This window comes from Cryobacterium sp. N21, from assembly GCF_002929575.1.
Taxonomy (GTDB): domain Bacteria; phylum Actinomycetota; class Actinomycetes; order Actinomycetales; family Microbacteriaceae; genus Cryobacterium; species Cryobacterium flavum.
Window position 1 is genome coordinate 53,743 of record NZ_PJJQ01000026.1, and the last position, 26,624, is coordinate 80,366.

The 26,624-nt window shown below is 63.8% G+C and carries 25 protein-coding genes and 3 tRNA genes; 21 read left to right on the forward strand and 7 right to left on the reverse strand.

The genetic code is table 11. From position 1 onward, the window contains the following. Positions 1–2: 2 nt before the first annotated feature. Positions 3–518: a plasmid mobilization relaxosome protein MobC gene (gene mobC / locus CXY77_RS03370; protein ID WP_104129701.1), complete on the reverse strand. Its 516-nt coding sequence runs from the start codon at positions 516–518 to the stop codon at positions 3–5. A 772-nt stretch (positions 519–1,290) separates the two neighbouring features. On the opposite strand from mobC, the gene CXY77_RS03375 reads away from it, so the two are divergent. Further along, positions 1,291–3,105, forward strand: coding sequence for a hypothetical protein (locus CXY77_RS03375; protein WP_104129702.1), 1,815 nt, complete (start codon positions 1,291–1,293; stop codon positions 3,103–3,105). 989 nt (positions 3,106–4,094) lie between these two features. Here the strand turns inward: CXY77_RS03375 and CXY77_RS03380 are convergent. Continuing rightward, entirely contained in the window at positions 4,095–6,281 is a 2,187-nt protein-coding gene (locus tag CXY77_RS03380) for a DUF5906 domain-containing protein (protein WP_104129703.1), read from the reverse strand. A gap of 134 nt (positions 6,282–6,415) precedes the next feature. Beyond that, positions 6,416–6,631 (reverse strand): AlpA family transcriptional regulator, encoded by a 216-nt coding sequence (locus tag CXY77_RS03385; protein ID WP_104129704.1) that lies wholly within the window; start codon positions 6,629–6,631, stop codon positions 6,416–6,418. An 87-nt stretch (positions 6,632–6,718) separates the two neighbouring features. Here CXY77_RS03385 and CXY77_RS03390 point away from each other — a divergent pair, with 87 nt between their 5' ends. After that, on the forward strand, positions 6,719–7,459 hold the full coding sequence (locus CXY77_RS03390; protein ID WP_104129705.1) for a helix-turn-helix domain-containing protein: 741 nt from the start codon (positions 6,719–6,721) through the stop codon (positions 7,457–7,459). Positions 7,460–7,473: 14 nt separating this feature from the next. Then, a complete protein-coding gene (gene xerC, locus CXY77_RS03395; RefSeq protein WP_158252768.1) occupies positions 7,474–8,610 on the forward strand; it encodes a tyrosine recombinase XerC in 1,137 nt (378 codons plus the stop codon). A gap of 88 nt (positions 8,611–8,698) precedes the next feature. On the opposite strand, the gene CXY77_RS03400 is transcribed toward xerC, so the two are convergent. The 3 genes from CXY77_RS03400 to CXY77_RS03410 all read right to left on the reverse strand — a co-directional run bounded on the left by CXY77_RS03400 (position 8,699) and on the right by CXY77_RS03410 (position 9,073). Continuing rightward, a tRNA-Phe gene (locus tag CXY77_RS03400) sits at positions 8,699–8,771 on the reverse strand. 70 nt (positions 8,772–8,841) lie between these two features. Further along, positions 8,842–8,915 (reverse strand) — tRNA-Asp (locus CXY77_RS03405). An 85-nt stretch (positions 8,916–9,000) separates the two neighbouring features. Then, a tRNA-Glu gene (locus CXY77_RS03410) sits at positions 9,001–9,073 on the reverse strand. 371 nt (positions 9,074–9,444) lie between these two features. On the opposite strand from CXY77_RS03410, the gene CXY77_RS03415 reads away from it, so the two are divergent. Continuing rightward, positions 9,445–10,680, forward strand: coding sequence for a M23 family metallopeptidase (locus CXY77_RS03415; protein ID WP_158252769.1), 1,236 nt, complete (start codon positions 9,445–9,447; stop codon positions 10,678–10,680). Then, positions 10,673–12,055: an NlpC/P60 family protein gene (locus CXY77_RS03420; RefSeq protein ID WP_233197197.1), complete on the forward strand. Its 1,383-nt coding sequence runs from the start codon at positions 10,673–10,675 to the stop codon at positions 12,053–12,055. Before CXY77_RS03415 ends, CXY77_RS03420 begins: the two co-directional genes overlap by 8 nt. A gap of 185 nt (positions 12,056–12,240) precedes the next feature. Here CXY77_RS03420 and ppa read toward each other — a convergent pair whose 3' ends face one another. Continuing rightward, positions 12,241–12,732, reverse strand: a complete 492-nt coding sequence (gene ppa / locus CXY77_RS03425) for an inorganic diphosphatase (protein ID WP_092341769.1) — start codon at positions 12,730–12,732, stop codon at positions 12,241–12,243. Positions 12,733–12,776: 44 nt separating this feature from the next. Here ppa and tilS point away from each other — a divergent pair, with 44 nt between their 5' ends. The 16 genes from tilS (at position 12,777) to cls (ending at position 26,482) form a co-directional block, all read left to right on the forward strand. Beyond that, entirely contained in the window at positions 12,777–13,748 is a 972-nt protein-coding gene (tilS, locus tag CXY77_RS03430; protein ID WP_092341770.1) for a tRNA lysidine(34) synthetase TilS, read from the forward strand. 31 nt (positions 13,749–13,779) lie between these two features. After that, entirely contained in the window at positions 13,780–14,352 is a 573-nt protein-coding gene (hpt, locus tag CXY77_RS03435) for a hypoxanthine phosphoribosyltransferase (protein ID WP_092341771.1), read from the forward strand. An 83-nt stretch (positions 14,353–14,435) separates the two neighbouring features. After that, on the forward strand, positions 14,436–16,445 hold the full coding sequence (gene ftsH / locus CXY77_RS03440) for an ATP-dependent zinc metalloprotease FtsH (protein ID WP_092341772.1): 2,010 nt from the start codon (positions 14,436–14,438) through the stop codon (positions 16,443–16,445). Positions 16,446–16,451: 6 nt separating this feature from the next. Beyond that, positions 16,452–17,021, forward strand: coding sequence for a GTP cyclohydrolase I FolE (gene folE / locus CXY77_RS03445; RefSeq protein WP_092341773.1), 570 nt, complete (start codon positions 16,452–16,454; stop codon positions 17,019–17,021). Further along, positions 17,018–17,875, forward strand: a complete 858-nt coding sequence (folP, locus tag CXY77_RS03450; RefSeq protein ID WP_092341774.1) for a dihydropteroate synthase — start codon at positions 17,018–17,020, stop codon at positions 17,873–17,875. Before folE ends, folP begins: the two co-directional genes overlap by 4 nt. Continuing rightward, positions 17,868–18,230, forward strand: a complete 363-nt coding sequence (gene folB, locus CXY77_RS03455; protein ID WP_104087752.1) for a dihydroneopterin aldolase — start codon at positions 17,868–17,870, stop codon at positions 18,228–18,230. Before folP ends, folB begins: the two co-directional genes overlap by 8 nt. Beyond that, on the forward strand, positions 18,227–18,760 hold the full coding sequence (gene folK / locus CXY77_RS03460; RefSeq protein WP_092341776.1) for a 2-amino-4-hydroxy-6-hydroxymethyldihydropteridine diphosphokinase: 534 nt from the start codon (positions 18,227–18,229) through the stop codon (positions 18,758–18,760). Before folB ends, folK begins: the two co-directional genes overlap by 4 nt. Further along, complete coding sequence (locus tag CXY77_RS03465; RefSeq protein ID WP_104087750.1) at positions 18,757–19,239, forward strand: DUF3180 domain-containing protein; 483 nt, start codon at positions 18,757–18,759, stop codon at positions 19,237–19,239. Before folK ends, CXY77_RS03465 begins: the two co-directional genes overlap by 4 nt. Then, positions 19,232–19,789 carry a PH domain-containing protein gene (locus CXY77_RS03470; RefSeq protein WP_241983059.1) on the forward strand — a complete coding sequence of 186 codons (558 nt, stop codon included), beginning with the start codon at positions 19,232–19,234 and terminating at the stop codon, positions 19,787–19,789. Before CXY77_RS03465 ends, CXY77_RS03470 begins: the two co-directional genes overlap by 8 nt. Next, the gene (locus CXY77_RS03475; RefSeq protein ID WP_104129707.1) at positions 19,786–21,459 is read left to right on the forward strand and encodes a PH domain-containing protein; all 1,674 of its coding nucleotides are present in this window, start codon (positions 19,786–19,788) and stop codon (positions 21,457–21,459) included. Before CXY77_RS03470 ends, CXY77_RS03475 begins: the two co-directional genes overlap by 4 nt. After that, positions 21,456–22,217, forward strand: a complete 762-nt coding sequence (locus CXY77_RS03480; RefSeq protein WP_104087747.1) for a Rossmann-like and DUF2520 domain-containing protein — start codon at positions 21,456–21,458, stop codon at positions 22,215–22,217. The genes CXY77_RS03475 and CXY77_RS03480 overlap by 4 nt, the downstream gene beginning before the upstream one ends. After that, positions 22,214–23,086 carry a pantoate--beta-alanine ligase gene (gene panC / locus CXY77_RS03485; RefSeq protein ID WP_092341780.1) on the forward strand — a complete coding sequence of 291 codons (873 nt, stop codon included), beginning with the start codon at positions 22,214–22,216 and terminating at the stop codon, positions 23,084–23,086. Before CXY77_RS03480 ends, panC begins: the two co-directional genes overlap by 4 nt. A gap of 50 nt (positions 23,087–23,136) precedes the next feature. After that, on the forward strand, positions 23,137–24,663 hold the full coding sequence (lysS, locus tag CXY77_RS03490) for a lysine--tRNA ligase (RefSeq protein WP_104087746.1): 1,527 nt from the start codon (positions 23,137–23,139) through the stop codon (positions 24,661–24,663). Beyond that, on the forward strand, positions 24,663–24,806 hold the full coding sequence (locus CXY77_RS20075) for a hypothetical protein (protein WP_158252770.1): 144 nt from the start codon (positions 24,663–24,665) through the stop codon (positions 24,804–24,806). The genes lysS and CXY77_RS20075 overlap by 1 nt, the downstream gene beginning before the upstream one ends. 26 nt (positions 24,807–24,832) lie before the next feature. Continuing rightward, a complete protein-coding gene (locus CXY77_RS03495; RefSeq protein ID WP_092341782.1) occupies positions 24,833–25,012 on the forward strand; it encodes a hypothetical protein in 180 nt (59 codons plus the stop codon). A 6-nt stretch (positions 25,013–25,018) separates the two neighbouring features. Beyond that, on the forward strand, positions 25,019–26,482 hold the full coding sequence (gene cls / locus CXY77_RS03500; RefSeq protein ID WP_092341783.1) for a cardiolipin synthase: 1,464 nt from the start codon (positions 25,019–25,021) through the stop codon (positions 26,480–26,482). The last annotated feature ends 142 nt before the right edge of the window (positions 26,483–26,624 follow it).

Here is a 26,624-nt window from a genome sequence, read left to right on the forward strand (position 1 = left end):
GGCTACACCGCTCCGCGCGGTGGAAGACCTTGCGCGACAAGGTGCGCGATGCGCCGTTCGATCTCGTCTGGCATTGCCTTCATCTCAGCAACGCCCTCGAGTGCGTTCGAGACTTCGTCGGCCGTCACCTGATCATTCATGTTGAGCCTTTTCGCGATTTGATTCACGTTCCCAGAAATGTGCGAAAGGAAATTCCTGATTGGACCCAGCTCATAGCCGAGCCGGTCGGACATGCTGGCAAGATTAGGTCCCGGCGATACGCCGTTACGCTCCATCACGAGCGCTTGCGCTTCAATCTCGGCGGTGCCGATCTTGTTCGTAATGAGCAGGCGCAGTGCTTCGCTGAAGGTGACATCTGCGATGTCCCGACCGCTGGACCGGGCCAAAGCCCGACGCACGTTTTCGACAGCTCGTTCCTCACTGTCACTGAACCGCAGTGTGCGCCGCTTCGCGAAGTTGACGGCCTTCTTCCTCGTCCGCTTCGGCATCGCTCCGCTTGCCTCATCGGTCCTCGTCATCAGTCCGCCCCCTCCGCTCGGTACTTCTTGTAGTCCGGTCCTGTATCTCCCACGCTCCGCGAGGGTGGTACCAGCCTACAAGAAGTACGGCAAGCAGTTTATCCGTCAGACATATCGCTCCGCTCATATCTTTGGATAACTCCTTGCTCAGGGGGCTGCGCCCCCCGAGACCCCCTGTCACCGCGCGCATCCACCCCTGGTCGGGGCCGGCAAGCGCACCCCGTGCGATGGCCGTGTGGTGGGCTTCACTGTTGTGAAATCGGCCCTCAGCGATGCTGCAACCGCTGCGCAGGTCGAACGCCTGAGCAGCGAATTGACCAGACCCTGGAGGCGTTCAGGGTCTGTGCGAGCACGGAGCTGTCATCGGGTCGACGTGTCCGCGGCCTTGTCTCAATGGTCATCTTCAACGTCGTGAGCACAGATGTACCCGCGTCTAGGCCTTCACGGAACGGCCGAGGCGTCCGGGAGCCGGGACCGCACTTTGCGACCAGAACTTGACCAATATGTGGACATTGATTGGTCCCCATCTGTCCGGTGAAAATACTTGACCGTAATTGCGGGCCCGAGTGGGCGACCGGTAACCATATTGTGGACACTTTGCGGTCCAAGGCCTCCCGCTCTGTTCGGCTTAGGTGGGAGTGGGCGCGACGTGCCCATTTTCCGACCGCTATTCGAACGATGATGACTCCGTTGGGGGTAGCAGACGGACTGGGGAACAGCCTTGGACGCCATGCGAGTCAGTCGTTGACAAGGTTTCTGAGAGACTCTTGTCATGGACATCGAGACCCTCGCGGTGAACGAGATAAGCACTTTGGTTGCGATGTGCCCGCACCTAATTCAGCAGATCACAACCAACGACAAGACGCCGTTCACGGATGGGCACATCGAAATTTACAGCGGCCTCGAGCGCAGCAAGGACGAGTGGGTCGGACGCGTCTCGGTCCAGGTCAAAGGACGAAGTACCCCAGCCAAGGGGAGGTTCAAGAAGTCCTATCCGATCTCACGGACTGACCTTCTGGCCTATCAGGCCGACTCGGGCGTCTTGTATTTCGTCGTATCCATTGACCGCGATACAGGAGAACGGCATCCCTACTACGCCCTCCTTTCGCCGTTTCGTATCGAGAAGATTCTTTCCGACGCCGCACCGACAACCAAGCAAATTTCGGTGCCACTCAAGGACTTCCCGACCAACCAGGATGAGATTGAACGGCTCCTACACTTCGCGCACAAGACCAAAGAGCAGCGACCGTCCGCGGGCAATGTTTCCTCGCTGTTTCCCCAGATGAAGAGTCTGACGGTTTTCTCAGCCCAGAACTTGAAACTTGATGTTCCAGTGTCGCTGGTGACTGGTGAGACCGAAGTCACAGTGGTACTCACGACGACTGAGGGGTTGTCGCTGCACCTCGATGGTGAGCTGCAGCTCTTCCCGCCGACCTACATTCCTCGTAGCGTCGACGTGAAAATCGAGTGCGGCGGTTTCTTGTTTGACCAGGTAACTGTGCAAACGATCGACGATGAGACCGTCGAGATGAAGCTCGCAGATGGGCTGTCGCTGCGCTTCCGAAAGGTTTCAAATGTCCAGTCGGTGCAAGCAAACTTCACTTTGGTGGACCTTCTCCCGGAGCGGCTGAAGGCCCTCAGCTTCTTTGTGGCATTGCTCGATCGTCATCCGCTCGTCGTTGATGGGGGAGCAATCCCGTTCGAGAAGGTCACCGGTGATGATCCGGAGCTGCGTCGTCATCTGGACTACCTTTGCAAGTTAGCCGATCTCTTCAAAGTGCTCGGAGTGGATGCCAAGCTGGTGAACCTCAGCGAAATCGACCAGAACCAGCATCGGGAACTTCAGCTCGTTCACAGTTCGTTGGTAAACCACAAAGAGTTCTTCGCTGAAAATGGAGAACCTGGGTGGGTAGTGCGGCAGGTAGGCCGTTGGCAATTGATGCTTCTCGTCACTCGCGGATCAGATCCGGGATCGTGGCGCTACATCGATCCGTTTGCCCCGGAATCACGCCACGAATTTCGGGCAGGACGGAAGCGCACCGATGATGATGAGTCCGAGTACATACCATCAACGATGTACGAGATCGTTGAGAACGGGGACCTGAAATCAATCCTGAATCTATGGCTGGAGCGGATCACCGAAGCGTATGACGTCATCGCCGACCTCCCTGACACCGCCACCATGGCAAATCTCCAGGTGCTGTCGCTCATCTCCGCAGCGGATGCGAACGAGGAGCGCCGCGGAGAATTCCTCGGCGCGGCGAATGCACTTTCCGAGTGGCTCATCGCTACGGCGGGGGAGGAACCACACCATCTCGTGAACCGATGGCAGATTCTTAAAAGAAGAGGAGATCTCAACAGTGCGCACCGAAGCGAGATCCGAGATCTTAAACGCTTGATGTCGAGAAGCGACCTTGAACTTGCCGGCCAGATCGAAGTCGCCTGCGCCCTCCTGCTCGACGACCACGAAGACGCCAAATACTGCCTCGAGCTGCTCAAGCCTGAGGAACGCGACCAGCTGAAGACATGGCCCATCTGGGCGCTGCGCGAACCCGCCGCTGAGACCGCGTTCAGCGCAGCTGGGTAGAAAGCCGGCTCCGCGCTGGCTGCGGAAAACGATGGCTTCGTAGTCCTTAGCCGCTGCCTAGTATCGAGTCTCGGCACGAAGGCTGTCCCAGTCGGTGCTGGCCATCGCTGAAATGTCTACTTTTAAGGCCGCCACCGCTCAAACTGCGATGGACTCAGTCCCATCTTCGGAGAGCGAGGGGAAGACAGGGACAACGCTGTCGCCGACGGTGGCAGCATGCGAGTCGATCTCCGCACGAGTCGCGGTGAAAGCCGATGCGGCGCGGGGCACACGATCGCGGCGTAGGAGGGGGCTATGCTCGACCGACCTGGGGGAGCGGGCCGGAATTCCATGGCGGGTAAGTGGGGGAGAAGGTGGGGCTGAGTGGATGGCGCCATTACGATTGCGGACCACCTCTTGTAACGAGTAAATACCCAGTTCAGAAGGCGTTTTTCAACCACGATTTTCTAGTTACGAATATTCTCTCCCCTCAACCGTACAAGGGGCCAGGTGATGAAATAAGGGCCTTCTGTGCATCTCTAGATCTTTTGTAACTTAGTAATTCTGTAATACTGGTGCTTTCAGCCGCGGAATCCTGCTGTTGCCGCCGTTACAACGATGTAGCCGAGTCTGTAATCTCAGATGAGATTTGTAATCTAGCTCACCATCGCCTTGAGCTCTCCCCCTGTGTGCATGCTCGCTCTGCGGTAGCTGGCCGTAGGCCCGTCTGTGCCTCGCGCGGGGCGGGAGACTGACGAATGCCACGTTCAGCACGACTGGCTGCACCGACTCGCCACGCCGAGAGGGACGTGGCGGACGAGCACGCCCTTCGACGCTGAGAAAGTGGCCATGTATAGGCGAGGCAGGGTAGGCGATTACGGAGAATAGCAAGTGAACCGAAGTCGAGAGCAACGATCACCAAATCGCCATCTAAGAAGGCCCCGCCAGAATCTGGCGGGGCCTTCTTAAAGCAGGATATCGTCACCGAAGATAACGCTGCCATCGTCAAATTACGCGACTTGCGACAGGATTCCACCCGTTGGAGCTGTCAGCAGAGTCCTTGCGCGCTCATCGGCGTCTGCGCGCGCATTCTCAAAGGCGACGACAATCGCCTTTGACCGGTTGACCGCGGCAGCCCGCGCGAGCTGCGGTTTCGTTGCGCCACCCTTCGACGGACACGAGCAGCCGGAGCCCATGCGGCGGATGCGCGCATGTTCAGGCACGTGAGTCGGATCGCTCACGCCGTCGTCCTCGATGGCGCGACGCTGCCAATCCGCAATGTCGCTCGCCAAGAGATGCGACAGCTCCTGAACGCTGGCAGGCAGCGAGGTGCGCCGCTGCAATCCTTTAAACGTCGTCGCTTTGTTGTTCCAGGAATCCGAGGGGACGCCATATTCGCGCAGCATCGGTTCCTCACCGAGCATCCGCTGAGCTCGATTGATTGCCTTGTTGCGGCCGTCAGAGAACCAGTGCTGATCATTGCGCACGGCCTCCATCACGCGGTCGGTGAACGTCTGCTTTCCTATCGGCTTGCTGCCGGGATTCTCGCGCACGCGCCACGCCTCGAATAGGCGGTGCAGAAATGGGAATGGTAGGAGATCCCATGCGAAGTCCTCACGAAGCTCCATCCAAAACTCGCGAACCAAGTCGTTTCGCATTTGCGCCTGCTCTTTCAGGTCGCGGCACGAATTCGGCTCTGACAGTGTGTAGTGCTTCATATGGAGAACGCGCCAGAGCACGTACTCCAGCACCTTGGGATCGCTCAGAAAAGTCTCTTTGATCTCCGGAAATGCGGCTCCTGTGAAACTCTTCGGGAAAGGCACGAACAGCTGGCGGCGCGAGAACGAGCTGGACTTGTCCTTAGTGCTGGGAAGCGCGTTGACACACTGAACAACGAATCCGCGAAAGCGCATTGTGATGACCTTCCGCCCCTTGCGGTTGATTGGGATACGATCGCCCGTTACTGCGGCCTTCAAATTTGCTAGGAAGGTGAGATGCTCCCCGACGTTGTTTTCGTCGACCAGCACGGCGATCGCAGTGAGAAGCGGCTCTAGTTTGAAATCATTGCCCGGCCCGCCCCACTGGTCGAGAGGGATCGAGCAATACGCGCCAGAGCCCTCGCCGAATAAATGTTGGATCATCTCGACGAGCGTGCCCTTTCCCGATTCGCCGAGGGTGCTGTGGAAGAATGCCGCCTTGTTCCAGCGGACGCCGGGGCGGACGCTGGCGCTGATGATCTCCCAGACTGTATTCGCAATATCCTCCGCATCATCCAGAGGTTTAAAGAGATCAATCAGCCATTCACTGAACTGCCACTTAGAGCTGTCGCTGAGGAAGCGCATCGGTTCTTCCGGTTCGGTGGGAGGGCAGTCGACGGCGAGTTTCGACGTGAAGACATCGATGTCGGGGTCATAGTCCCTCTGCGTTTTCGTCAGGAAATTGAAGACACGGCTCTTGCATGGGATTGCGTCGCGGTCAGAGGTCTTCTCTACGCGAGGCGCGATGTCGTAGAGTTTGCCGACGATCTCCCTCATCTTCGGGTCGGGGATGTCTTGGTCGAAGCCGAGGATCAGCGCTCTCAGAGCAGACTCATCGACGACGAAGAGACCGCGGTTCGCACCGGTGGTCTGATAGTAACTGAGCTCATCGAGAGTCGTGTCGCCCAGGCCAGCATGCGCGATCCGACGGATCCGGTGCCAGCGTGCGGCGAGCATCGCGAGCTGCCATGCCGTCAGCGCGGCAGGGGCGCCACCCGGCACATAAACGGGCTTCTTTTTGCCTTCATCGCCGCCCCATTCGCGAACGCAGGCCTGTGTCGTGAGAGCCAAGAGCTCAGAGTTCGCCGTCAACTTGGCGGGCAGTACCGTGGGGTCGAGGTGAGGGAGACCCTCAATGTAACCCTCGGTGGCGAAGTTGATACGCTGTGCACGACTCCACTGCAGCGGAAGTTTGTCAAGGCTGGTTGGCTGTTGATTCTTGCCATTGCGCGAGTCCAGCGCGTCATTGGAAGGGCGCGTTGATTCCGTGTCAACTTTCGAGCCTTCTGCGGCGCCCGGAGGACGCTCGCGCGTATTGTCTGTGAGAGGACCGCTGGTCAAGACGCGATCATCAGAGGAGGTCGTCCGCTCGGAGTTCGCATCGTGGACGAGGTCGGGCTGAGAATCCTTGTCCGTCTCGGTGACTTTTGGTAGTGTCATGTTTAGGTTCTTTCGGCTGTTAGACGAGCTGTAACTCGTTGGCTGGAGCTGAATATCGTGTAGAGCGCCTCGGCAATAGTCGGGGCGTTTTGCTTTTTCATGGCTGGGGTAATTGGGATAGCGTTCTTTTTGGGTCACCCCGCTGCAGGCTCGAGCTGCTCCTCGATCCAGGCGTCGACGTCGGACTGACGCCACCGAACCGCGTGCCCTCCGAGTTTCACTGCTCGAGGCAGCGACTCGCCGTTCGAGCGCTTGCGGTAAATGGTGGACATCGACATGCCGGTCTGAGCCGAGAGGTCCTTAGCCGTGAGGAGTGCGATTGGCCGCACTTCTGGGTGGTGCACTGTCATTGCAGCGTTCCTTTCTACAAGTTCTATAACGTGTAACTAGATGCTAGTGGCTTTCTTTTTCATCTACAAGTTCTGTATCCTGTAAGCATGAGAGAATCCGAAACAATATCTGCTGCCGTCGGCGCGTTTGTCTCGCAAATGCGACGGGAGCGAGGTCTTACACTCGACCAGATCGCCCACGCCGCCCGTTCTTACGGCGCAAGTTGGAGCGCCAGCAGCGTCAGTAACATCGAGCGCGGGCAGGCGTCCTTGACGCTGCCGACTCTGCTGCTGCTGGCGCTTGCCCTGGGGGACCTCCTGGGGCGGCCGCTCACGCTCTCAGCTCTGCTGGGAGACGTGGAGGTTCTCACTCTGGTAGCCGGTGGCCAATACCCGGTGAAGCGCTCATGGGTCGATGACGCGCTTAGGGGCGCAGGGGTAACAAGGAACTCCGACGACCCTGTCGATGCCGAGAATGACTTCGAGGTGGACTGGGAATTTGAGGCTGAGGTCTCGCGCAAGATGGGCGAGATGAACGGTCGAGGCTTGACATCTGCCGAGGAGGACGACCGGTTCGCCCAGCTCCTCGATCAGTCCCAAATGCCCCCTGAACCGGCGACCCGGAACCCGACTAAAGGCAATGCAGGCAGCCTTGCCGAGGAGCGCGCGGCCAAGAAACTCGGCGTTAGCATCGTCCGACTGCGGCAGTTAGCGCTCGACCTTTGGACGCGTTCGCTCGAGGAGGAGTCATCCCGCCGTGCCGGACCCGACAGCGCGCCGCAGGCCCGCGGCCGTGTAACTCGCGTGCTCGTTGACGAGATCCGAGGGTTCATGAAGGAGGGGCGCTGATGGCGAGACCGAGGATGGCAATTGGGACGTACGGCACCATTAATACTAGTGAACTCGAGACCGGGAAATGGCGCGCACGCACCCGCTACCGATTCACCGATGGGAGGGCTCGTCAAGTTGAAAAATATGGTTCCAGTAAGGCAAAGGCGACAACTGCGCTGAAACAGGCGCTTACGACCATCGAGGCGGATCGGGGCGGAGAGTTGAAGCCGACCACATCCTTGCGTGTTCTCGCGCAGATGTTTCTAGACGCCAAGCGTGATGTGGGGCGAGCCGAGGGCACGTTGGAAACCTATGGCTACGCGGTGTCCGCCCACATCATCCCGAAGATCGGTGACCTCACCGTGGCCGAGGCTAAGCCGGAGCGTCTGCAGCCGTTTCTCAACCGCATCGAGAAGGAGAGCGGGGCTGGCGCTGCGAAAAACTGCCGCTCAACACTGAGCGGCATGATGGCTCTGGCCGTTGTCAACGGCGCTTTAGACAAGAACCCCGTGCGTGAGCTGGAGCGAATCTCCCGAAGTCGGGGGAAGAAGAGAGGCAGCGCCGCCATCCCTCTCGACGAGCTGCCCGCATTTCTGGCTCTGGCCCGGGCCGATGCAGACTTAATGAGGTGGGACGCTGTCGGATTGATTGAGTTCATGCTCTCGTCCGGCTGGCGCGTGGCGGAAGTATGCGCCCTTGAAATCGGCTCGGTGGACTTTCCAGCCGGCACGGCCACCGTCGAGGCCATCAACGTTCGAGTGAAGGGCAAGGGTGTCGTGCGGCAGAACTTCCCCAAGACCGAGAAGTCGGCACGTATTACGCCCTTACCGGCGCAGACGATGGAGCTGCTCCGCCGCCGTCATGAGGTGCTGCGGGAGTTCACGACGCTTCTATTCCCTACGCCGCTGATGCGCCTACGCGATCCGTCGAACACTCAGCGCGAGATTCGTGACCGGCGCGGCGTGCTTGGCTATCCCGAGCTGTCTACACATTCGTTTCGAAAGACCGTGGCGACAATTCTCGACAAGGAGGGGCTGTCGGCCACTGAGATCGCCGATTACCTCGGTCACGAGAACCCGTCTATGACTCAAGACGTCTACATGAACACGGTCAAGGGATCGAAGCGGGCTGCTGAAGTGATGGAAAAGCGGCTCGATGGCCTAATTTGAAAGTGCGGGGTTTATGCGGGGCGGCCGACTGAAAACCTTCGTAAAAACAAAGAAATCCCCGTAAGCACTGGGCTTACGAGGATTCTAGTGGCCCCGACCGGCGTCGATCCGGTGACCTTTCGATTTTCAGTCGAACGCTCTACCAACTGAGCTACAGGGCCCCAAAGCTGCGTTGAAAAACGCCTCTTCTAAGGAAAAAAGCCCTTCCTTTCGAAAGGGCTATTACCTTTGCGACCCTGACCGGACTTGAACCGGCGACCTCCGCCGTGACAGGGCGGCGCGCTAACCAACTGCGCTACAGGGCCTCGATGTAAAAATGTGAATCTGTGTGCGAGGCACTTGGTAAGACTATTCTATTTCGAGTAATGCTTCGTGCACGTGCAGTTTGCGTAGCCCCAACGGGATTCGAACCCGTGTTAACGCCGTGAAAGGGCGCCGTCCTAGGCCGCTAAACGATGGGGCCGTGAGCCACAAAGTTCATGGCTGCCGAAGAGTAAGCATACGGTCTTGTGAAGAGAAGGCCAAATCGGCGCGCGCAGCATCCGCTCGATTGGTCAATTGTTTTCGACGCCGGTTCGCACCGCGCCAGCAAATGAGCGGGCCAGCGGGCATTTCGCGGGTTAGATTCACCGGTAAGACTGGGTGAATCGTGCCCAGCTTGTTACTCTGAAGAGTCTGCTTCGGCGCACGTGGCGACTGCTATAAGCCTGTTGGGAAACAATGATTCGTACCAGAACCGTGACCGGCCTTAGGACTGACCCGCCCGCCCGCCGCTTGCGTGTAACCAATCGCTGGCCCAGGCACACCCTGGCGCTGACCAGCATCATGGCTGCCATGACTCTACTGATCACCCTGGTGAGCCCCGTCGCGCCCGCCCGCGCCGTCGATTACCCCTCCTGGCAGGACCTGCAAAACGCCAAGGCGAACACCGCCTCGGCGGCCGCGCAGGTCACCGCTATCGAGAATCTCATTGCCGGCCTACAGGTGCAGGTACAAGAGACGCAGGCTGCAGCCGAAAAGAGTGCCAATGAACTCGAGGTGGCTCAGCAGGAATTCGACGACGCCACCCGACGTGCCGAAGATATCCAGACCCAGGCCGACGCGAGCAAGGCCACAGCGGATGCCGCGACCAAGCAAGCCGGCCAGCTCGCCGCCCAGCTCTACCGCACCGGTGGCACCGATCTCAGCGTGAACCTGTTCTTGGAGGGCCAGGGAGACGGTGCCGACGCCGACCTGCTGTTGGCCAAACTCGGCAACATGAGCAAGCTCGTTGAGCGCAGCTCCGACGTCTACGAATCGGCGCAGTCGGCCACGAACAACGCCCAGTCGCTCGGAGACCAGGCCAAAGTCGCGCAGTCCGAACGCGAGACTCTGCGCGTCGCCGCCGAGGCCGCGCTCGCCGCAGCCCAGGCTGCCGCCGAAGCAGCAGCGAACGCGCTGGCCGAGTCCGAGGCCAAGAGCGTGGAACTGGAGCAGCAGCTGCAGTTCATGCGCGACGCCCAAGCCACTACGACAGCCGGGTATGAAGCCGGAGTTGCCGAACGCGCCCGGCTTGAAGCCATCCGGGTTGCGGCTGAAGCGGCGGCAAAGGCCGCCGCTGCCGCAGCGGCGCGTGCCAACAGCGGAGGCTCCGGTGGTTCCGTGAGCATGACCGGCTGGGCCGTTCCGGCCAGCGGTCGCATCACCGGCGGCTTCGGCCCTCGGTCGGTCATCTGTAACGGGGGCCAGTGCAGCGGCAGCTTCCACTACGCCACCGACCTCGGCACCGGCTGCGGTTCGCCCATCTACGCCGCCCACGCCGGCGTCGTCACCTGGGCTGGCGTTCTCGGCACGTACGGCAACTTCGTGAAGATCAGCCACGGCGACAACGTCTCAACCGGCTACGCCCACATTCAAAACGGCGGCTATAACGTTCGTTCCGGCCAGTCAGTGTCCGCCGGGCAGATCATCGCCTATTCCGGGGATACCGGCGCCGCCAACGGCTGCCACCTGCACTTCGAAGTGTGGATTGGTGGAAACCGCATCAATCCCGTTCCATTCATGGCCGACCGGGGAGCATCACTTGGCTAAGAGCACTACAACCGCACCGAGCACCACCGCACGCGCACGGGTTCGCACCAAGTCGAAGCGGCTGCTGTCGGCGGTGGCGATGGGCGCGGTCTCGGCGGTCACAGCATCCGTTGCCGCTGCCGGCGGGGCAGCCTTCGCTGCCCCCGACTATCCGAGCTGGAATGACGTCGAAAAGGCCAAGCAGAACGAATCGACCAAGCAGGCCGAGATCGCGACTCTCGGCGAGCTGCTGAACGGGCTGGCCAGCCAGGCCGCGAAGGCCGTCACGACCGCGCAGATTGCGGCCGAGGCCTACCGAGTGACGCAGGATGCCCTGGACGCCGCTACCCTGCGCGAAACCAGCCTCAGTGAGCAGGCTGCAACGGCCGAAGCCACCGCGGCAACATCGAAGATGCGGGCCGGCCTCATCGCCGCGCACCTCGCCAAGTCTGGTGCCAGCGGTCTGTCACTCAACCTGTTCCTGAACGGCAACAGCGCGGATGACCTGCTCAGCCAGCTCGGAACGGCCAGCAAGCTGAGTGAGCAGTCGGAGCAGATCTACACCGAGGCCGTGCAGGACAAGAACGCGGCCGAGTCCCTCGGCGAGCAGGCCGCATCGGCGACAGAGGAACGCGAACGTCTCACCGAAGAGTCCAAGACCACCTTTGATGTCGCCACGGCGAGCTCGACCGCAGCCGAGGCCGCTTACAACACTCAGCAACGCAAGTCGAGCGAACTGTTCGAACAACTCGCCTTGCTCAAAGACACCACGGCCGAGGCCGAACGCAGCTTCCATGCCGGCGAAGACGCGGCCGCTGCGGCCAGCGCGTTCGCGCAGGCGCAGGCTTCCGCTGCTGCCATAGCGGATGCCGCGGCCGCGCAGGCCGTGCGGGATACCGCAGCAGCCGCCGGCTCTGGTTCAGGTTCAGGTGCCGGTTCTGGATCAGGTTCGGGTTCTGGGTCGGTTGCGCCGTCCGTGCCGGCAACGCCGTCCCCACCCGTCGCCCTGCCCAATGCGAGCATCGTCGACACCGCGCTGGCGTTCGCCAACGCCCAGCTCGGCGACCGCTACGTCTTCGGCGGCTCCGGTCCAGACGCCTGGGACTGCTCCGGCCTGACAAAGGCCGCCTACGCAGCGGCTGGTGTCTACATCGGAACCCACTCAGCCACGAACCAGTACAACACCATGGCCAGCCAAGGCAAGCTGGTCTCCTTCGCCCAGGTGCAGGTGGGCGACCTGGTGTTCTGGGGCAGCCCCGGCAACTATTACCACGTGGCGATTTACGCGGGGAACGGCCAGGTTCTCGAAGCGCCAAACCCCTCGTCGCGGGTGCGCGTGCACAGCATCTGGTCGTCTTGGGCTGTGGCGCCCTACGTGGGTCGCCCGGCCGCCTAACACCGCGCCGGATAGGCCGCCCGTTGGCTAATTCAGGAGATCCTCGCGGCATCGCACGATGGCTGGCGGACCAGTGCGCGCGCTGCGGCCCTTCCCGGCCGATTTCCTGAATTAGCCCCCGCGAGCAGGCCCACAGACAAAACGAAGGCCCCCTGGTCAGTCAGGGGGCCTTCGTCGGTACCGGGCTAGTGGCCCTCTGCGGCCAGCTTCGCAATGCCGTCGACCACGATCTGGTTGGCCTCTTCGGCGTCGCCCCAGCCCTCCGTCTTGACCCACTTATTCGGCTCGAGGTCCTTGTAGTGCTCGAAGAAGTGCTCGATTTCCTTGCGGGTGTACTCCGGAATGTCGAGGACATCCTGGATATGATTCCAGCGCGGGTCGCCGGCCGGAACGGCGATGACCTTGGCGTCGCTTCCGCCGTCATCGGTCATGTTGAACACGCCGACCGGGCGCACTGAGACGCCAACGCCCGGGAACAGCGGGTAATCGAGCAGCACGAGAACGTCGACGGGGTCGCCGTCGAGGCCGAGCGTGTTCTCGAAGTAGCCGTAGTCGGTGGGGTACATGAAGCTCGTGTAGAGCACGCGGTCGAGGTACACGCGACCGGTTTCGTGGTCCACCTCATACTTGTTGCGGCTCCCGCGAGGGATTTCGATTACTGCGTCGTATTCGGCCATGGCTGGTTTCTCCCTTGATCAAAGTCTGCCGCTAACGTTACTGGATGGAATCTCCCCGCCGCCCGCGCTTGACCCCGGCCGTCGCCGACATTCGCCGGGCCGTGCGCGAGCTGCTGCCGCCGGAGGGCCTCGTCCTGGTCGGCCTGAGCGGCGGCGCCGATTCGCTCGCGCTCGCCGCCGCGACCGCTTTCGAAGCCGGGCGGTTGGGCATCCGTGCCGGCGCGGTCATCGTCGATCACAACCTGCAAACCGGGTCAGCGGATGTCGCGGCGCGGGCCGCCGAGGCCGCCAGCCGGCTGGGCCTCGACCCTGTACTGGTGCTGAGCGTGACTGTCGAGCGTGACGGGACCGGCCCGGAGGCCGCGGCACGCGTTCAACGGTACGCGGCGTTCGATACTGCCCTGGCCAAGACCGGCGCGAGCGGCGTACTGCTCGGCCACACCCTCGACGACCAGGCCGAAACCGTGCTCCTCGGCCTCGCCCGCGGCTCCGGATCGACCAGCCTGCGAGGCATGGCGGCGCGAACCGGGCCGATTCTCAGGCCGTTGCTGGGCATCCGTCGTGCCCAAACCTGGCAATTCTGCACCGATGCCGGCCTCGAGCCGTGGAGCGACCCGCAGAACTTCGACCCGCGCTACGCCCGGGTGCGGGTGCGAGAAACGGTGCTGCCGCTGCTGGAAACCGAACTCGGCCCCGGGGTCGCCGGGGCGCTCGCCCGCACCGCCGAGACCCTGCGGGAAGACTCGGACGCCCTCGACGAGCTGGCGCGCACGATGCTGCGGGAAAACTGGGCCAATGGGAAGATCGCCACGGACCTGCTGGACGCGCAGTCGGCCGCCGTGCGGCAGCGCGTGATTCGGTTCGGAGTCGAGGCGATGTGCGGCGTATGGCTGACTCGAGTGCAGACCCTGGCCGTGGCGGCGCTGGTGACCGACTGGCACGGACAGGGAGCGCTCAGCCTGCCAGGTATTAGAGTTGTACGGCAGGACGGAATGTTGATTTTTTCCGTTCTTTGACACATCGAAAGAAAAGGACTGCACCTTTCACATGGAACCTCGCGACATTGACGGCGACCTCACCGAGATCCTGATCAGCGAGGAGCAGATTCGGGCTCGCCTGGCCGAAATGTCACGCCAGATCGAAGTCGACTACGCCGGCACCGACCTGCTGCTGGTCGGCGTGCTGAAGGGCGCGGTCATGGTCATGGCCGATCTGGCCCGCGAACTGCATCACCCGGTGACCATGGACTGGATGGCGGTCAGTTCCTACGGCTCCGGAACGCAGTCCAGCGGCGTCGTACGCATTTTGAAGGACCTCGATACCGACCTCTCCGGTCGCAACGTGCTCATCGTTGAGGACATCATCGACTCCGGCCTGACCCTCTCGTGGCTGTTGGCGAACCTGAAAACGCGCGGTCCGGCATCCATTGAGATCTGCGCTTTGCTGCGGAAGCCTGATGCCGCGCGCGTCGACATCGACGTGAAATACGTGGGTTTCAACATTCCGAACAAGTTCGTGGTGGGCTACGGCCTCGACTACGACGAGAAGTACCGCAACCTGCGCTCGGTCGGCATTCTCGCCCCGCACGTCTACTCCACCGCCGCCGCAGCCGCGCTCTAGCCACAGCCTGCACCAAGCCCCAAGTTTTCCTTTGGGCGAACACACGGCATTCCCTTGCAATCGAGCGCTAGCCTGAGGTCACCATGAACGTCAAGAAGCTACTCCGCGGCCCGATTCTCTACATTGTGCTCGCCGTCATCGCCGTCTGGGTGGGGTCAAGCCTCATCACCATGAGCGGATTCCGCGAGGTCAGCACGCAAGAGGGCCTCGGCTACCTCAAGTCGGGCAACGTCGCCGAAGCCACCATCGTCGACGGTGAACAGCGCGTCGACCTCACGCTGACCAAGGCCAGCGGTGACCTCGGCACCCAGGTGCAGTTCTACTACGTCGCCCCGCGTGGCGAAGAGATCATCACCGCGGTCACCGCCGCAAACCCCAAGGACGGCTTCACCGACGAGGTACCCCAGCCCAACTGGGTGCTCTCGGTTCTGAGCTTCCTGCTCCCCGTGCTGCTGATCGGTGCCTTCTTCTGGCTCATGATCTCGATGCAGGGCGGTGGCAGCAAGGTCATGAAGTTTGGCAAGTCCAAGGCCAAGCTCGTCTCGAAGGAAAGCCCGCAGGTCACCTTCGCCGACGTCGCCGGCGCAGACGAAGCCATCGAAGAACTCGAAGAGATCAAAGACTTTCTCAAGGAACCGGCCAAATTCCAGGCGGTCGGCGCCCGCATCCCGAAGGGCGTGCTGCTCTACGGCCCTCCCGGAACCGGTAAAACGCTGCTCGCCCGCGCGGTCGCCGGCGAGGCCAACGTGCCGTTCTACGCCATCAGCGGCTCGGACTTCGTCGAAATGTTTGTCGGTGTCGGCGCCAGCCGGGTGCGCGACCTGTTCAGCCAAGCCAAAGAGAACGCTCCCGCCATTATCTTCATCGACGAGATCGACGCTGTCGGCCGTCACCGCGGCGCCGGCATGGGCGGCGGCCACGACGAACGCGAGCAGACCCTCAACCAGCTGCTGGTCGAGATGGACGGCTTCGACGTGAAGGCGAACGTCATCCTCATCGCCGCCACCAACCGCCCCGACATCCTCGACCCCGCGCTGCTGCGCCCGGGCCGGTTCGACCGGCAGATCGGCGTCGACGCACCCGACATGCTCGGCCGCAAGCGCATCCTCGAGGTGCACTCCAAGGGAAAGCCGATGGCCGAAGGCGTCGACCTTGAAGTGCTCGCCCGCAAGACACCCGGCTTCACCGGAGCCGACCTGGCCAACGTGCTCAACGAAGCCGCGCTGCTCACCGCCCGGTCCAACGCCCAGCTCATCGACAACCGTGCGCTCGACGAAGCCGTCGACCGGGTCATGGCCGGACCGCAGCGCCGCACCCGCGTCATGCGCGACAAAGAGAAGCTCATCACCGCGTACCACGAGGGCGGCCACGCCCTCGTCGCCACCGCGATGAACTTCACCGACCCGGTGACCAAGATCACCATTTTGCCGCGCGGCCGGGCCCTCGGCTACACGATGGTGATGCCGCTCGAAGACCGCTACTCGGTCACCCGAAACGAACTGCTCGACCAGCTGGCCTACGCCATGGGCGGCCGCGTCGCCGAAGAGATCATCTTTCACGACCCGACCAGCGGCGCCTCCAATGACATCGAGAAGGCCACGGCGACCGCACGCAAGATGGTCACCGAATTCGGCATGAGCAGTGTCGTCGGCCCGCTCAAGCTCGGCCAGGGCTCCGGTGAGGTCTTCCTCGGCCGCGACATGGGCCACCAGCGCGACTACTCGGAGCGCGTCGCCGAGAGCGTCGACCGCGAGGTGCGCCAGCTGCTCGAAGACGCCCACGACGAGGCCTACGAAGTTCTGATCAAGAACCGTGTCATTCTCGACAACCTCGCCGCGCACCTGCTCGAACATGAGACTCTCGACCAGACCGCCCTGGCCGAGATCTTCGCCAACGTCGAGAAGCTGCCGCCGCGCCCGCAGTGGCTCTCCAGCGACAAGCGTCCCGTTTCCGACGTGCCGCCCATCGCCATGCCGGCCCCGAAGGCTCCCATCGACGGCGCTGCCGTTGACGGAGGCATCTCCAGCGGCGACGCCGTTCCCGCCAAACCAAAGCGCGCGCCGGCCCGCAACCCCCGCCCCGCAACCGCCTAGGCGCCCGTGGCAGTGGATAGGGCGCGCATCCAGGCGGCCGTCTCGGAGATCCTCGCTGCAATCGGCGAGGATCCGGAGCGAGTGGGCCTGGAAAGCACCCCGCGACGGGTAGCGGATGCCTACGCCGAGTTCTTCGCCGGCCTCGACCAGAACCCGCAGGACCTGCTGGCGGACTCCGTTCCGGTCGGGGAAAGCACGGGCGAACTTGTGCTGCTGCGCGACATCGCCTTTCGTTCGATCTGCGAACACCACTTGCTGCCCTTCCTCGGCATCGCGCACGTGGCCTACCTGCCAGGGGACCGCGTCGTTGGGCTCGGCCGACTACCAGCCGTGGTCGAAACCATCGCAGCCAGGCCCCAGCTGCAGGAGCGGCTCACCGAAGAGATCGCCGATGCGCTGCAGACCGGCCTTGACCCGCTCGGCGTTCTCGTCGTGCTCGACGCCGTGCACGGCTGCGTCGGCACCCGCGGCCCGCGGCAGAGCGCGAGCTCGACCGTGACCATGGCCTCCCGCGGCGCCCTGACCGATCCGACGGCTCGCGCCGAGATCATCGCGCTGATTGCGGCCGGCGGATGACGCTCATCATGGGCGTGCTCAACGTCACCCCCGATTCGTTCAGCGATGGCGGCCAGTGGGCGTCAACGGATGCCGCCATCGAGCACGGCCTGCTACTGCACGCCCAGGGCGCTGACCTGATCGACGTGGGCGGCGAGTCCACCCGGCCCGGCGCCACCCGGGTGTCGCCCGAGCAGGAACAGCGCCGGGTCATTCCCGTCGTCGCCGAGCTCGCCCGGCAGGGCCTCAAACTCAGCATCGACACGCTCAACGCCTCGACCGCCCGCGCAGCAGCGCAAGCCGGTGCGAGCGTCATCAACGACGTTTCCGGCGGACTCGCCGACCCCGGCATGGCCGCCGTCGCCGCCGACACCGGCCTCACCTATATCGCCATGCACTGGCGTGCCCACGCTCAGCAGATGGACACCCTCGCCGACTACGGCGACGTCGTCACCGACGTTGTCGCGGAACTGAGCGCCCGCGTCGACGCGCTCACCGCCGCCGGAGTGGCCCGGGATCGAATCGTGCTCGACCCGGGCCTCGGATTCTCCAAGAAGACCGAACACAACTGGCAGCTCCTCCACCGGCTCGACGCCTTCGCCGCACTCGACCTCCCGGTCATGGTCGGGGCGTCCCGCAAACGCTTTCTCGCCAGCGTGCTGCCGGTCGGTGCCCCCGTCATCGAGCGAGACCTGGCCACCGCGGTGGTCAGCGTGTTGGCCGCCCAGGCCGGCGCCTGGGCGGTGCGGGTGCACGACGTCGCGGCGACCCGCACGGCCCTGAACGTACTGGCCAGTGTTCGGCGGTCGACGCCCTGCGTCACGGAGGAATTGCCGGGACCCGCGTCGAGTCCGTCACAATGGACCCATGACTGATTCGATCACCCTCACCGGCCTGCGGGTGAACGCCCACCACGGCGTCTACGACTTCGAGAAGGAAAACGGCCAGGACTTCGTCATCGACGTCACCGTCTGGCTCGATCTGGTGCGCGCAGCGGCGAGCGACGACGTGACCCAGACCATCCACTATGGCGAACTCGCCGAGGAGGTCACGGCCGCGGCCGCGCACAACCCGGTCGACCTCATCGAAACCGTCGCCGAGCGCATCGCGGGCGTCGTGCTGGCCCACCCGCCAGCCTTGCGCGTGCAGGTCACGGTGCACAAGCCGCAGGCCCCGATCTCCGTGCCGTTCACCGATGTGGCCGTGCAAATCACCCGGTCGCGGTCATGACCGGGTCAACGGAACGCGTCGTGCTCGCCCTCGGCAGTAATCTGGGCGACCGCGCGGCCACCCTGTCTGAGGCCGTGCGCGATCTGGCCGCCCTGCCCGGTGCCGCGCTCATGGCCGTCTCGCCCGTCTACGAATCGGCCGCGGTGAAACCGGGCGGCGTCGACGAGAGCGCGCCGCGCTACCTCAACGCGGTGCTGACCATCGACTACGCGGGCGACCCACATGGCCTGCTCGACGCCGTCAACGCCATCGAGGCGGAGCACGGCCGGGTACGCGCCGAACGCTGGGGCGACCGCACACTGGACATCGACCTCATCGTGTTCGGCGATCTGAGCGTCGAAGACGACCGCCTGACCCTTCCGCATCCGCGTGCAGCGGAACGAGACTTCGTCCTCGCTCCCTGGCTCGACGTCGACTCCGCAGCCGTTATCCCGGGCCGCGGTCTGGTGCGCGACCTCCTGGCCGCGACCGGCAATACGGTGCACCGGGCAGCGGATGCCGCAGACCTCGCGCTGGGTGCCGGGCAATGAAGCGCTCCCACGCGACCGGGCTGCTCGTCGTTCTGCTGATCGGCCTCGTGATCGGCTTTCTGCTCGAGATCGCCTTCGCGGCCTCCGGTGCCCCGATCGTCGTTCCGCCGGTCACCCTGCCGCTGACTCTGATCCTGCTGGGTGCGGTGGTCGTCAGCCTGGCTTGGCAGGTGCGCCAGGGCAGCCATCGCAAGGCGCTGCGCCGCATCGACCCGTTCTGGGCGATGCGCGTGGCCGTGCTGTCGAAGGCGACCTCGCTGTCGGCGTCGCTGCTGCTCGGTGCCGCCCTCGGCATCGTGCTGTACATTCTCACCCGATCGGTCGTTCCGGCGGTCACGTCCTTGTGGCTCGCGATCGGTACGGCCATCGGGGCGGCCCTCATGCTCACGGCCGGCCTGGTGGCCGAACACTTCTGCACCCTGCCGCCCGACAATGACAGGAACGGCGACACCGACGATTCTGGAGGTACCCGTGCCTGATCCTGACCTGACCGACGTGAACCTGCCGGCAGCGCTGCCTCCGACGGCTGACCTGCCCGAGCCGTCGAAACGCCTCGAACTGGCCGACGTGGGGGAGTGGAAGCGCGTCTCCCCGAAGTACGTGCTGGTCGAGATCGTCGGCACCATCGTGAACGCCGTCGTCGTCTGCGGCGGAGCGAGCCTGCTCTGGCTGCTGCTCGATGCGACCTGGGCAATGTGGGTCGGCATCGTGGTGCTCGTCCTGTCGATCATCAACCTCATCTTCGAACCCCGGCGCGTGCGCTCCATCGGCTACCTGCTGCGTGCGGATGACCTGCTCTTTCGCCGCGGCATCCTCTTTCAACGCTTCGTCGCGGTGCCCTACGGGCGTATGCAGCTCATTGACATCACCCGCGGCCCGGTCGCCCGCTGGCTCGGCCTGGCCGATCTCAAGTTCGTGACCGCCGCGGCGACCGCCGGGGTATCTATTCCCGGCCTGGCCGAGGCCGACGCTGAAAGCCTGCGCGACCGGCTGGTGGAACTCGCGGAGAGCCGCCGGGCGGGACTGTGACCGAGCCCGCCGCTGCGGTTCCGGCGCCCCTCGCAGCACCGCGCACCGACCTCACCGACGGTGAATGGCACCGCCTGCACCCGGCGACCCCGCTGCTGCGCGGCGGAATCTTCATGGTGGCCATCATCGGCTTCATCGTGGCCAACCTGCGCGAACGCCTCATCGATCTGTTCATCGGCGAAGAGAATTACGGCGGCGATCCGATCGACGAGATCTACCAGCGCGGGGCCACCGGCTGGGCGTTGCTCATCATCGCCGGCATTCTGCTGGTCATCCTCGTAGCCTTTTATTTGTCCTGGCGCCTGCACACCTTTCGTGTGAACGGCGAAGTCGTCGAAGTGCGCAGCGGCCTCGTTTTTCGCAGTCACCGCAAGGCCCGCCTCGACCGGGTGCAGGGCGTCAACCTCGCCCGGCCGTTGATTCCCCGCCTGTTCGGTGCCGCCCGACTCGAAATCACCGTCGCCGGGCAAGATGGCAACGTGCAGCTCGCCTACCTCGGCTCGAAACTAGCGGATGACCTGCGCCGCGACATCCTGCACCTCGCCTCGGGCCTGCGCCAGGCCAGGCAGCCCGGCACGGCACCCGACGCACCCGGCGCCCTCGCGGCCGCCGCACAGCCCCTGCCCGGTGACAGCGCCGCGCCACCGCTGATCGGCCCGCCCACCGCCCACTCCGCCCTCGGCGACTTCGCAACCGCGCGCTTCAACGAGTTTCGGGCGCCGGAACTGGACCCGGATGCCGCCCCACCGGAGTCGATCGTGCGCATTCCGCCGGGGCGGTTGATCGGGTCGGTCGTGCTGAGCGGCTTCACCGTCTTTCTCCTGCTGGCCGGTGTCGGCCTCATCATCAGCGTGATCGCCGGCAGCAGCGGCTGGGTGCTCGTAGCCGTGCTGCCCGGCCTCATCGGCAGCGCTGGATACTACTTCTCCCGCATCACCAAGACGTTGCGATTCAGCATCGCGGGCACCACCGACGGAGTGCGCGTCGGCTACGGGCTGCTCTCGACCAGCAGCCAGACCCTGCCGCCCGGGCGCATCCACGCCATCAAGGTGTCACAGCCCATTCTCTGGCGCCGTTTCGGATGGTGGCAGATCAGCATCAACACCGCCGGGCAGACGTCCGGCCGCAGCAGTGGCGCGGTGACGAGCACCACCCTGCTGCCGGTCGGCACCCTCGCCGACGTCGAAAAAGTACTGCAACTGGCGCTTCCCGGGTTCGACACCGACGCCCACCGTGCCCTGGTCGAAAACGGCATGCTCGGCGGCCGCAAACGTGACGCCGGCCTCGCCGATTTTTACAGCAACGCCCCAGCGCGGGCCGTCTGGCTGCGCCCGTTCTCGTGGTGGCGCACCGGCTGGGCCGTCTCTGGCCCGGTGGCCCTGATACGTCGCGGCGTGCTGTCGCGCGACCTCATTCTGGTGCCCCTCGCACGCATGCAGGGAGTGCGCATCAGCCAGGGCGCCGTTCGGCGCCGACTGCGCCTCGCTTCGGCCGACCTGCACACGGTCGCCGGACCGGTCAGTGCCTCGCTCAGCGTCATCGACGTTGAAGAAGCCCTCGTCTTGTTCGAGTGGATGTCGACGGGCGCGGTGCGATCGGCCCTCGCCGATACCAGTCACCACTGGAGTCGGACTGCGACTCCAGTGCCAGCCACGGAGGCCACCGAATGAACGCCAAACCGGGACGCCTCGGCGTCGGAATCATCGGCGCCGGCCACGTCGGCCCCATTCTCGGAGCAGCCCTCGCTGGCGCCGGCCACGCCATCGTCGGCATCTCCGCGATCTCGCAGGCCAGTCGAGACCGCGCCGAAGCCATTCTGCCGCTCGTGCCGATTCTGCCCGTGCCCGAGGTCGTCGAACGCAGCGAACTGGTCATCATCGCCGTGCCCGACGCCCAGCTGGAAAGCCTCGTGCAGGGCCTCGCCGCGACCAACACCTGGCAGCCCGGCCAACTCGTGCTCCACACCTCCGCCCGCTACGGCACCGCGGTGCTCGCGCCCGCGCAGGCCGTCGGCGCGATTCCGCTCGCCATCCACCCAGCCATGGCCTTCACCGGAACGAGTCTCGACCTGGCCCGCCTCGCCGACAGCTACTTCGCCGTGACCGCGCCAGGCCCGGTGCTGCCGATCGGGCAGGCGCTCGTCGTGGAGATGGGCGGCGAACCGCTCATCGTCGCCGAGGCGGACCGCACCAGCTACGCCGAAGCCATCCAGATCGCCACCGCCTTCTCTACCTCGATCGTCGAGCAGGCCACCCGGCTGCTCGACGGAATCGGCCTCGAGCATCCGGGGGCTATTCTTGGTCCGCTGTTGCGCTCCGCGATGGAAAACGCCCTCGGGCGCACGAGCCCCGAACGACTGGACCTGGCCGGGTTCGACCAGATCGAGCAGCGACAGCATCCGTTTGATGACGACCGGGAGGTCGAATGAGTACCATCGAAGTTCTCAGTACCATTGCCGAACTGCACGACCGTCTGGGGCAGGCCCGCGACCGTGCGGCGCTGACCGGCGGAGACACGCGCATCGTGCTGGTGCCGACCATGGGGGCGCTGCACGCCGGACACCTCGCGCTGGTGCGGCGGGCACGCGCGCTCGCCGACATCGTGGTGGTGTCGATCTTCGTGAACCCGCTGCAGTTCGGCGCTGGCGAAGACCTCGACAGCTACCCGCGCACCCTCGACGCCGACCTCGCTGCGCTGGCGGCCGAGAACGTCTCGTTCGTGTTCGCGCCGAGCGCCCGCGAGATGTATCCGGGCGGTGCCAGCGACACCCGGGTGACCACCGGCCCGGTCGGCTCGCTCTACGAGGGTGCCGCGCGCCCCGGCCACTTCGACGGCATGCTCACCGTCGTGGCAAAACTACTGAACATCGTCACACCGGATGCCGCGGTGTTCGGCCAAAAAGACGGCCAGCAGGCGTTTTTGGTGCAGCGGATGGTTGCCGATCTCAACGTGCGCACGGTCATCGAGGTCGTCGAGACCGTACGCGAACCGAGTGGTCTGGCCCTGTCGAGCCGCAACCGCTATCTCGACGACGCCGGGCACACGGCGGCGCAGGCCCTGTTCGCCGGGCTCAGCGCGGCGGTGGAGGCGGCGCCGGCCGGCCCGACTGCTGCCCTCGCGGCTGCGAATGCGCGCATTGGCTCCCAGTCGCTTGTTAAACTGGACTATCTCGTGATCGTGCACCCACTGACGCTGTTGACGGTGCCGGGCGACTATCGCGGGCCGGCCCGGATGCTCGTGGCCGCGCGGGTGGGCGCGACCCGGCTGATCGACAACGTGTCGCTCACCCTGGGGTGAGGGGCAGCATCCGCTTTATTGTGAACAGACAGCACCAACGAAAGAAGTATATGAGCCAGAATCCCACGCCCGCCGCGACCGACGACGAGGGCTTCTCCGACGCGGAGATGAACGAGCAGAAGGCCGTGCGCCTCGGCAAACGCGACCGCCTGAACGCTGCCGCCGCGAGCCCGGCCGGCGGCGCGTACCCGGTTTCGGTTCCGGTTACCCACACAATTCCGGCCGTGCGCGCCGAATTCGGCGACCTCGAAGCGGATGCCGTCACCGGCGTCACCGTGGGACTGGCCGGCCGCATCGTGCACCTGCGCAACACCGGCAAGCTATGCTTCGCGACCCTGCAGTCGGGTGACGGCACCCGGATCCAGGCCATGGTCTCCCTCGCCGCCGTCGGCGACGAGTCCCTCGCTGCCTGGAAGGAGCTGGTCGACCTCGGCGACCACCTGTTCGTTACCGGAGAGGTCATCTCGAGCCGCCGCGGCGAGCTGTCGATCATGGTGACCGACTGGCGGGTCGCTTCGAAGGCGCTGCTGCCGCTGCCCAACCTGCACAGTGAGCTCAGCGAAGAGACCCGGGTGCGCAGTCGCTACCTCGACCTGATCAGCCGCGAGCAGGCCCGTACCAACGTGCTCTCGCGCTCCAAAGCTGTCGCAAGCCTGCGTCGCACCTTCACCGACCGAGGCTTCATCGAGATCGAAACCCCGATGCTGCAGACGATGCATGGCGGGGCATCCGCTCGCCCGTTCCAAACCCACAGCAACGCCTTCGACACCGAGCTGTTCCTGCGTATCGCACCCGAGCTGTTCCTGAAGCGGGCTGTGGTTGGCGGCATCGACCGCGTCTACGAGATCAACCGCAACTTTCGCAACGAGGGCGCGGACTCGACCCACTCACCCGAGTTCGCGATGCTCGAGGCCTATGAGGCCTACGGCGACTACAACTCCATCGCCGACCTCACCCAGAAGCTTATTCAGGATGCCGCGTTTGCTATCGCCGGATCATACGTGGTGACCTGGGCCGACGGTACCCTGTTCGACCTCGGCGGCGACTGGGACCGCATCGGCATGTACGACAGCCTGTCGGTGGCCGCAGGAATCACTATCACGCCAGCGACACCGCTCGCCGACCTCGTTGCGCTCGCCGCGCGCGAGGGCATCGAGATCGACCACCCCATCCACGGCAAGTACGTCGAGGAACTGTGGGAGCACTTCGTCAAGGGTTCACTCGTGCGCCCCACCTTCGTTATGGACTTTCCGATCGACACCAGCCCCCTTGTGCGTGGACATCGTTCGGTGGCCGGCGTCGTCGAGAAGTGGGACCTCTACGTGCGCGGCTTCGAACTGGCCACCGGCTACTCCGAGCTCGTCGACCCGGTCGTGCAGCGCGAACGCTTCATCGAACAGGCCAGCCTCGCCGCCGGCGGCGACCCGGAGGCTATGCGCCTTGACGAAGAATTTCTGCGCGCACTCGAATACGGCATGCCGCCGACCGGTGGCATGGGCATGGGCATCGACCGTATGCTGATGGCCCTGACCGGGCTCGGCATTCGCGAAACAATTCTCTTTCCACTGGTGAAGTAATGAACTATCTGCCCGACGACGAGTTGAAGCCGGACAAGGGTGGGCGCAAGCTGTCGATGAACCGCATCGCGCTCTGGGTGATCGTCGGCGGTGTCGGGGTGTATTACCTGGGCACCGGCATGTTCGGCCTGCTCAGCAAGTAGGGCGCCTTTGCGCGTAGTCTGGGGGTGTGATTGAGAACTTCTGGGGTAACGCGCTCTTTTCGGTCGTACCCACCATTGCGCTCGGCCTGGTCTTCTGGATGCTGATGCGCTCGATCCTGCGCGCCGACCGTACCGAACGCAAGGTGTACGCCCAAATCGAAGCCGAAGAACGCGCCAGGCTCGGTCTCGACAAACCGGCCACCTAAGTACCAATGTTCGGCATCGACGGCCTGACCATCACCGTTCTGCTGGCCCTGATCGCCGACTTCTCCGTTCGCGTGGTGGCCATCATCGTGGTCCCGCGCAATCGCCGCCCGATGTCGGGCATGGCCTGGCTGCTGACCATCTTCTTCATTCCGTACCTCGGTGTGCTGCTCTTTCTGATGATCGGCTACCGCACCCTGCCGAAGAAGCGCCGCCTGATGCAGGATGAAATCAACAAGTTCATCCTCGACAGCACCGAGGGTATGGAACTGGTGAGCCGCGAGCATCCGTGGCCGAGCTGGCTCGAATCGGTCGTCGAACTCAACCGCAACCTCGGGGCGATGCCGCTCGTCGGCGACAACACGGCCAGCCTGATCAACGAATACCAGGTGGCCTTCGACACCATGATCGCCGACATCAACCTGGCCAAGAAATATGTGCACGTCGAGTTTTATATCCTCTCGCTCGATCACACCACCGCGCCCTTCTTCGACGCCCTCGAAAACGCGCACAAACGCGGCGTCAGCGTGCGGGTGCTCCTGGACCACATTCAGTCGATGCGTAAGCCCGGCTTTCGCCAGACCAAGAAACGGCTGACGGATGCCGGTATTCCGTGGCAGTTGATGCTGCCGGTGCAGCCGTTCAAGGGCAAATGGCAGCGGCCCGACCTGCGCAACCATCGCAAGCTGCTCATCGTCGACGGCCTGGTCGGATTCATGGGGTCGCAGAACATCATCGACCGCACCTACAACATGCGCAAAAACATTCGTCGCGGATTGATGTGGAAAGACTTCATGACGCGGCTGGAGGGCCCGATCGTGTCGGGACTCAACGCCATCTTCATCACCGACTGGTACAGCGAAACCAACGAACTGCTCACCCGCGACATCGAGCCGGTGCATCCGAGACCGGTAACGGATGCTCTCGACTGCCAGGTCGTGCCGAGCGGCCCCGGGTTCAAGGGCGAAAACAATCTGCGCCTGTTCCTCGCGCTGCTCTATTACGCGCAGGATCGCATCATCATCACGAGCCCGTATTTCGTGCCAGACGAATCCATCATGTATGCCATCACGACCGCCGTGCAGCGGGGGCTGCACGTGGAACTGTTCGTGTCGGAGATCGGCGACCAGGCCGTGGTGTATCACGCACAGCGCTCCTACTACGAGGAGCTATTGACCGCTGGCGTGCACATCTACATGTACAAGGCGCCGTATATTCTGCACGCGAAGCACTTCACGATCGATGACGAGGTGGCGGTCGTCGGCTCCAGCAACATGGACCAGCGCTCGTTCAGCCTCAACATGGAGGTGTCGCTCATGGTGCGCGGCCGGTCGTTCGTGCGCAACCTGCGAGCCATGGAAGACGAGAACCGGCGCAACAGCCGCGAGCTCACCCTCGAGGAATGGCTCAAGCAGCCGCTGCGCTCCACCATCCTCGACAACCTCGCCCGCCTCACGTCCGCGGTGCAATAGGCGGCCGCGCCCAGCATCCGTCACGCTGTTCCTATAAAAACAAGGCGTGACTAATGATGCTCCGCAGCATTAGTCACGCCTACGGCGAACAAACGCCCGCGAGGCGCGCAGGCTGGTTACTCTCGATGTAACGGCACCAACT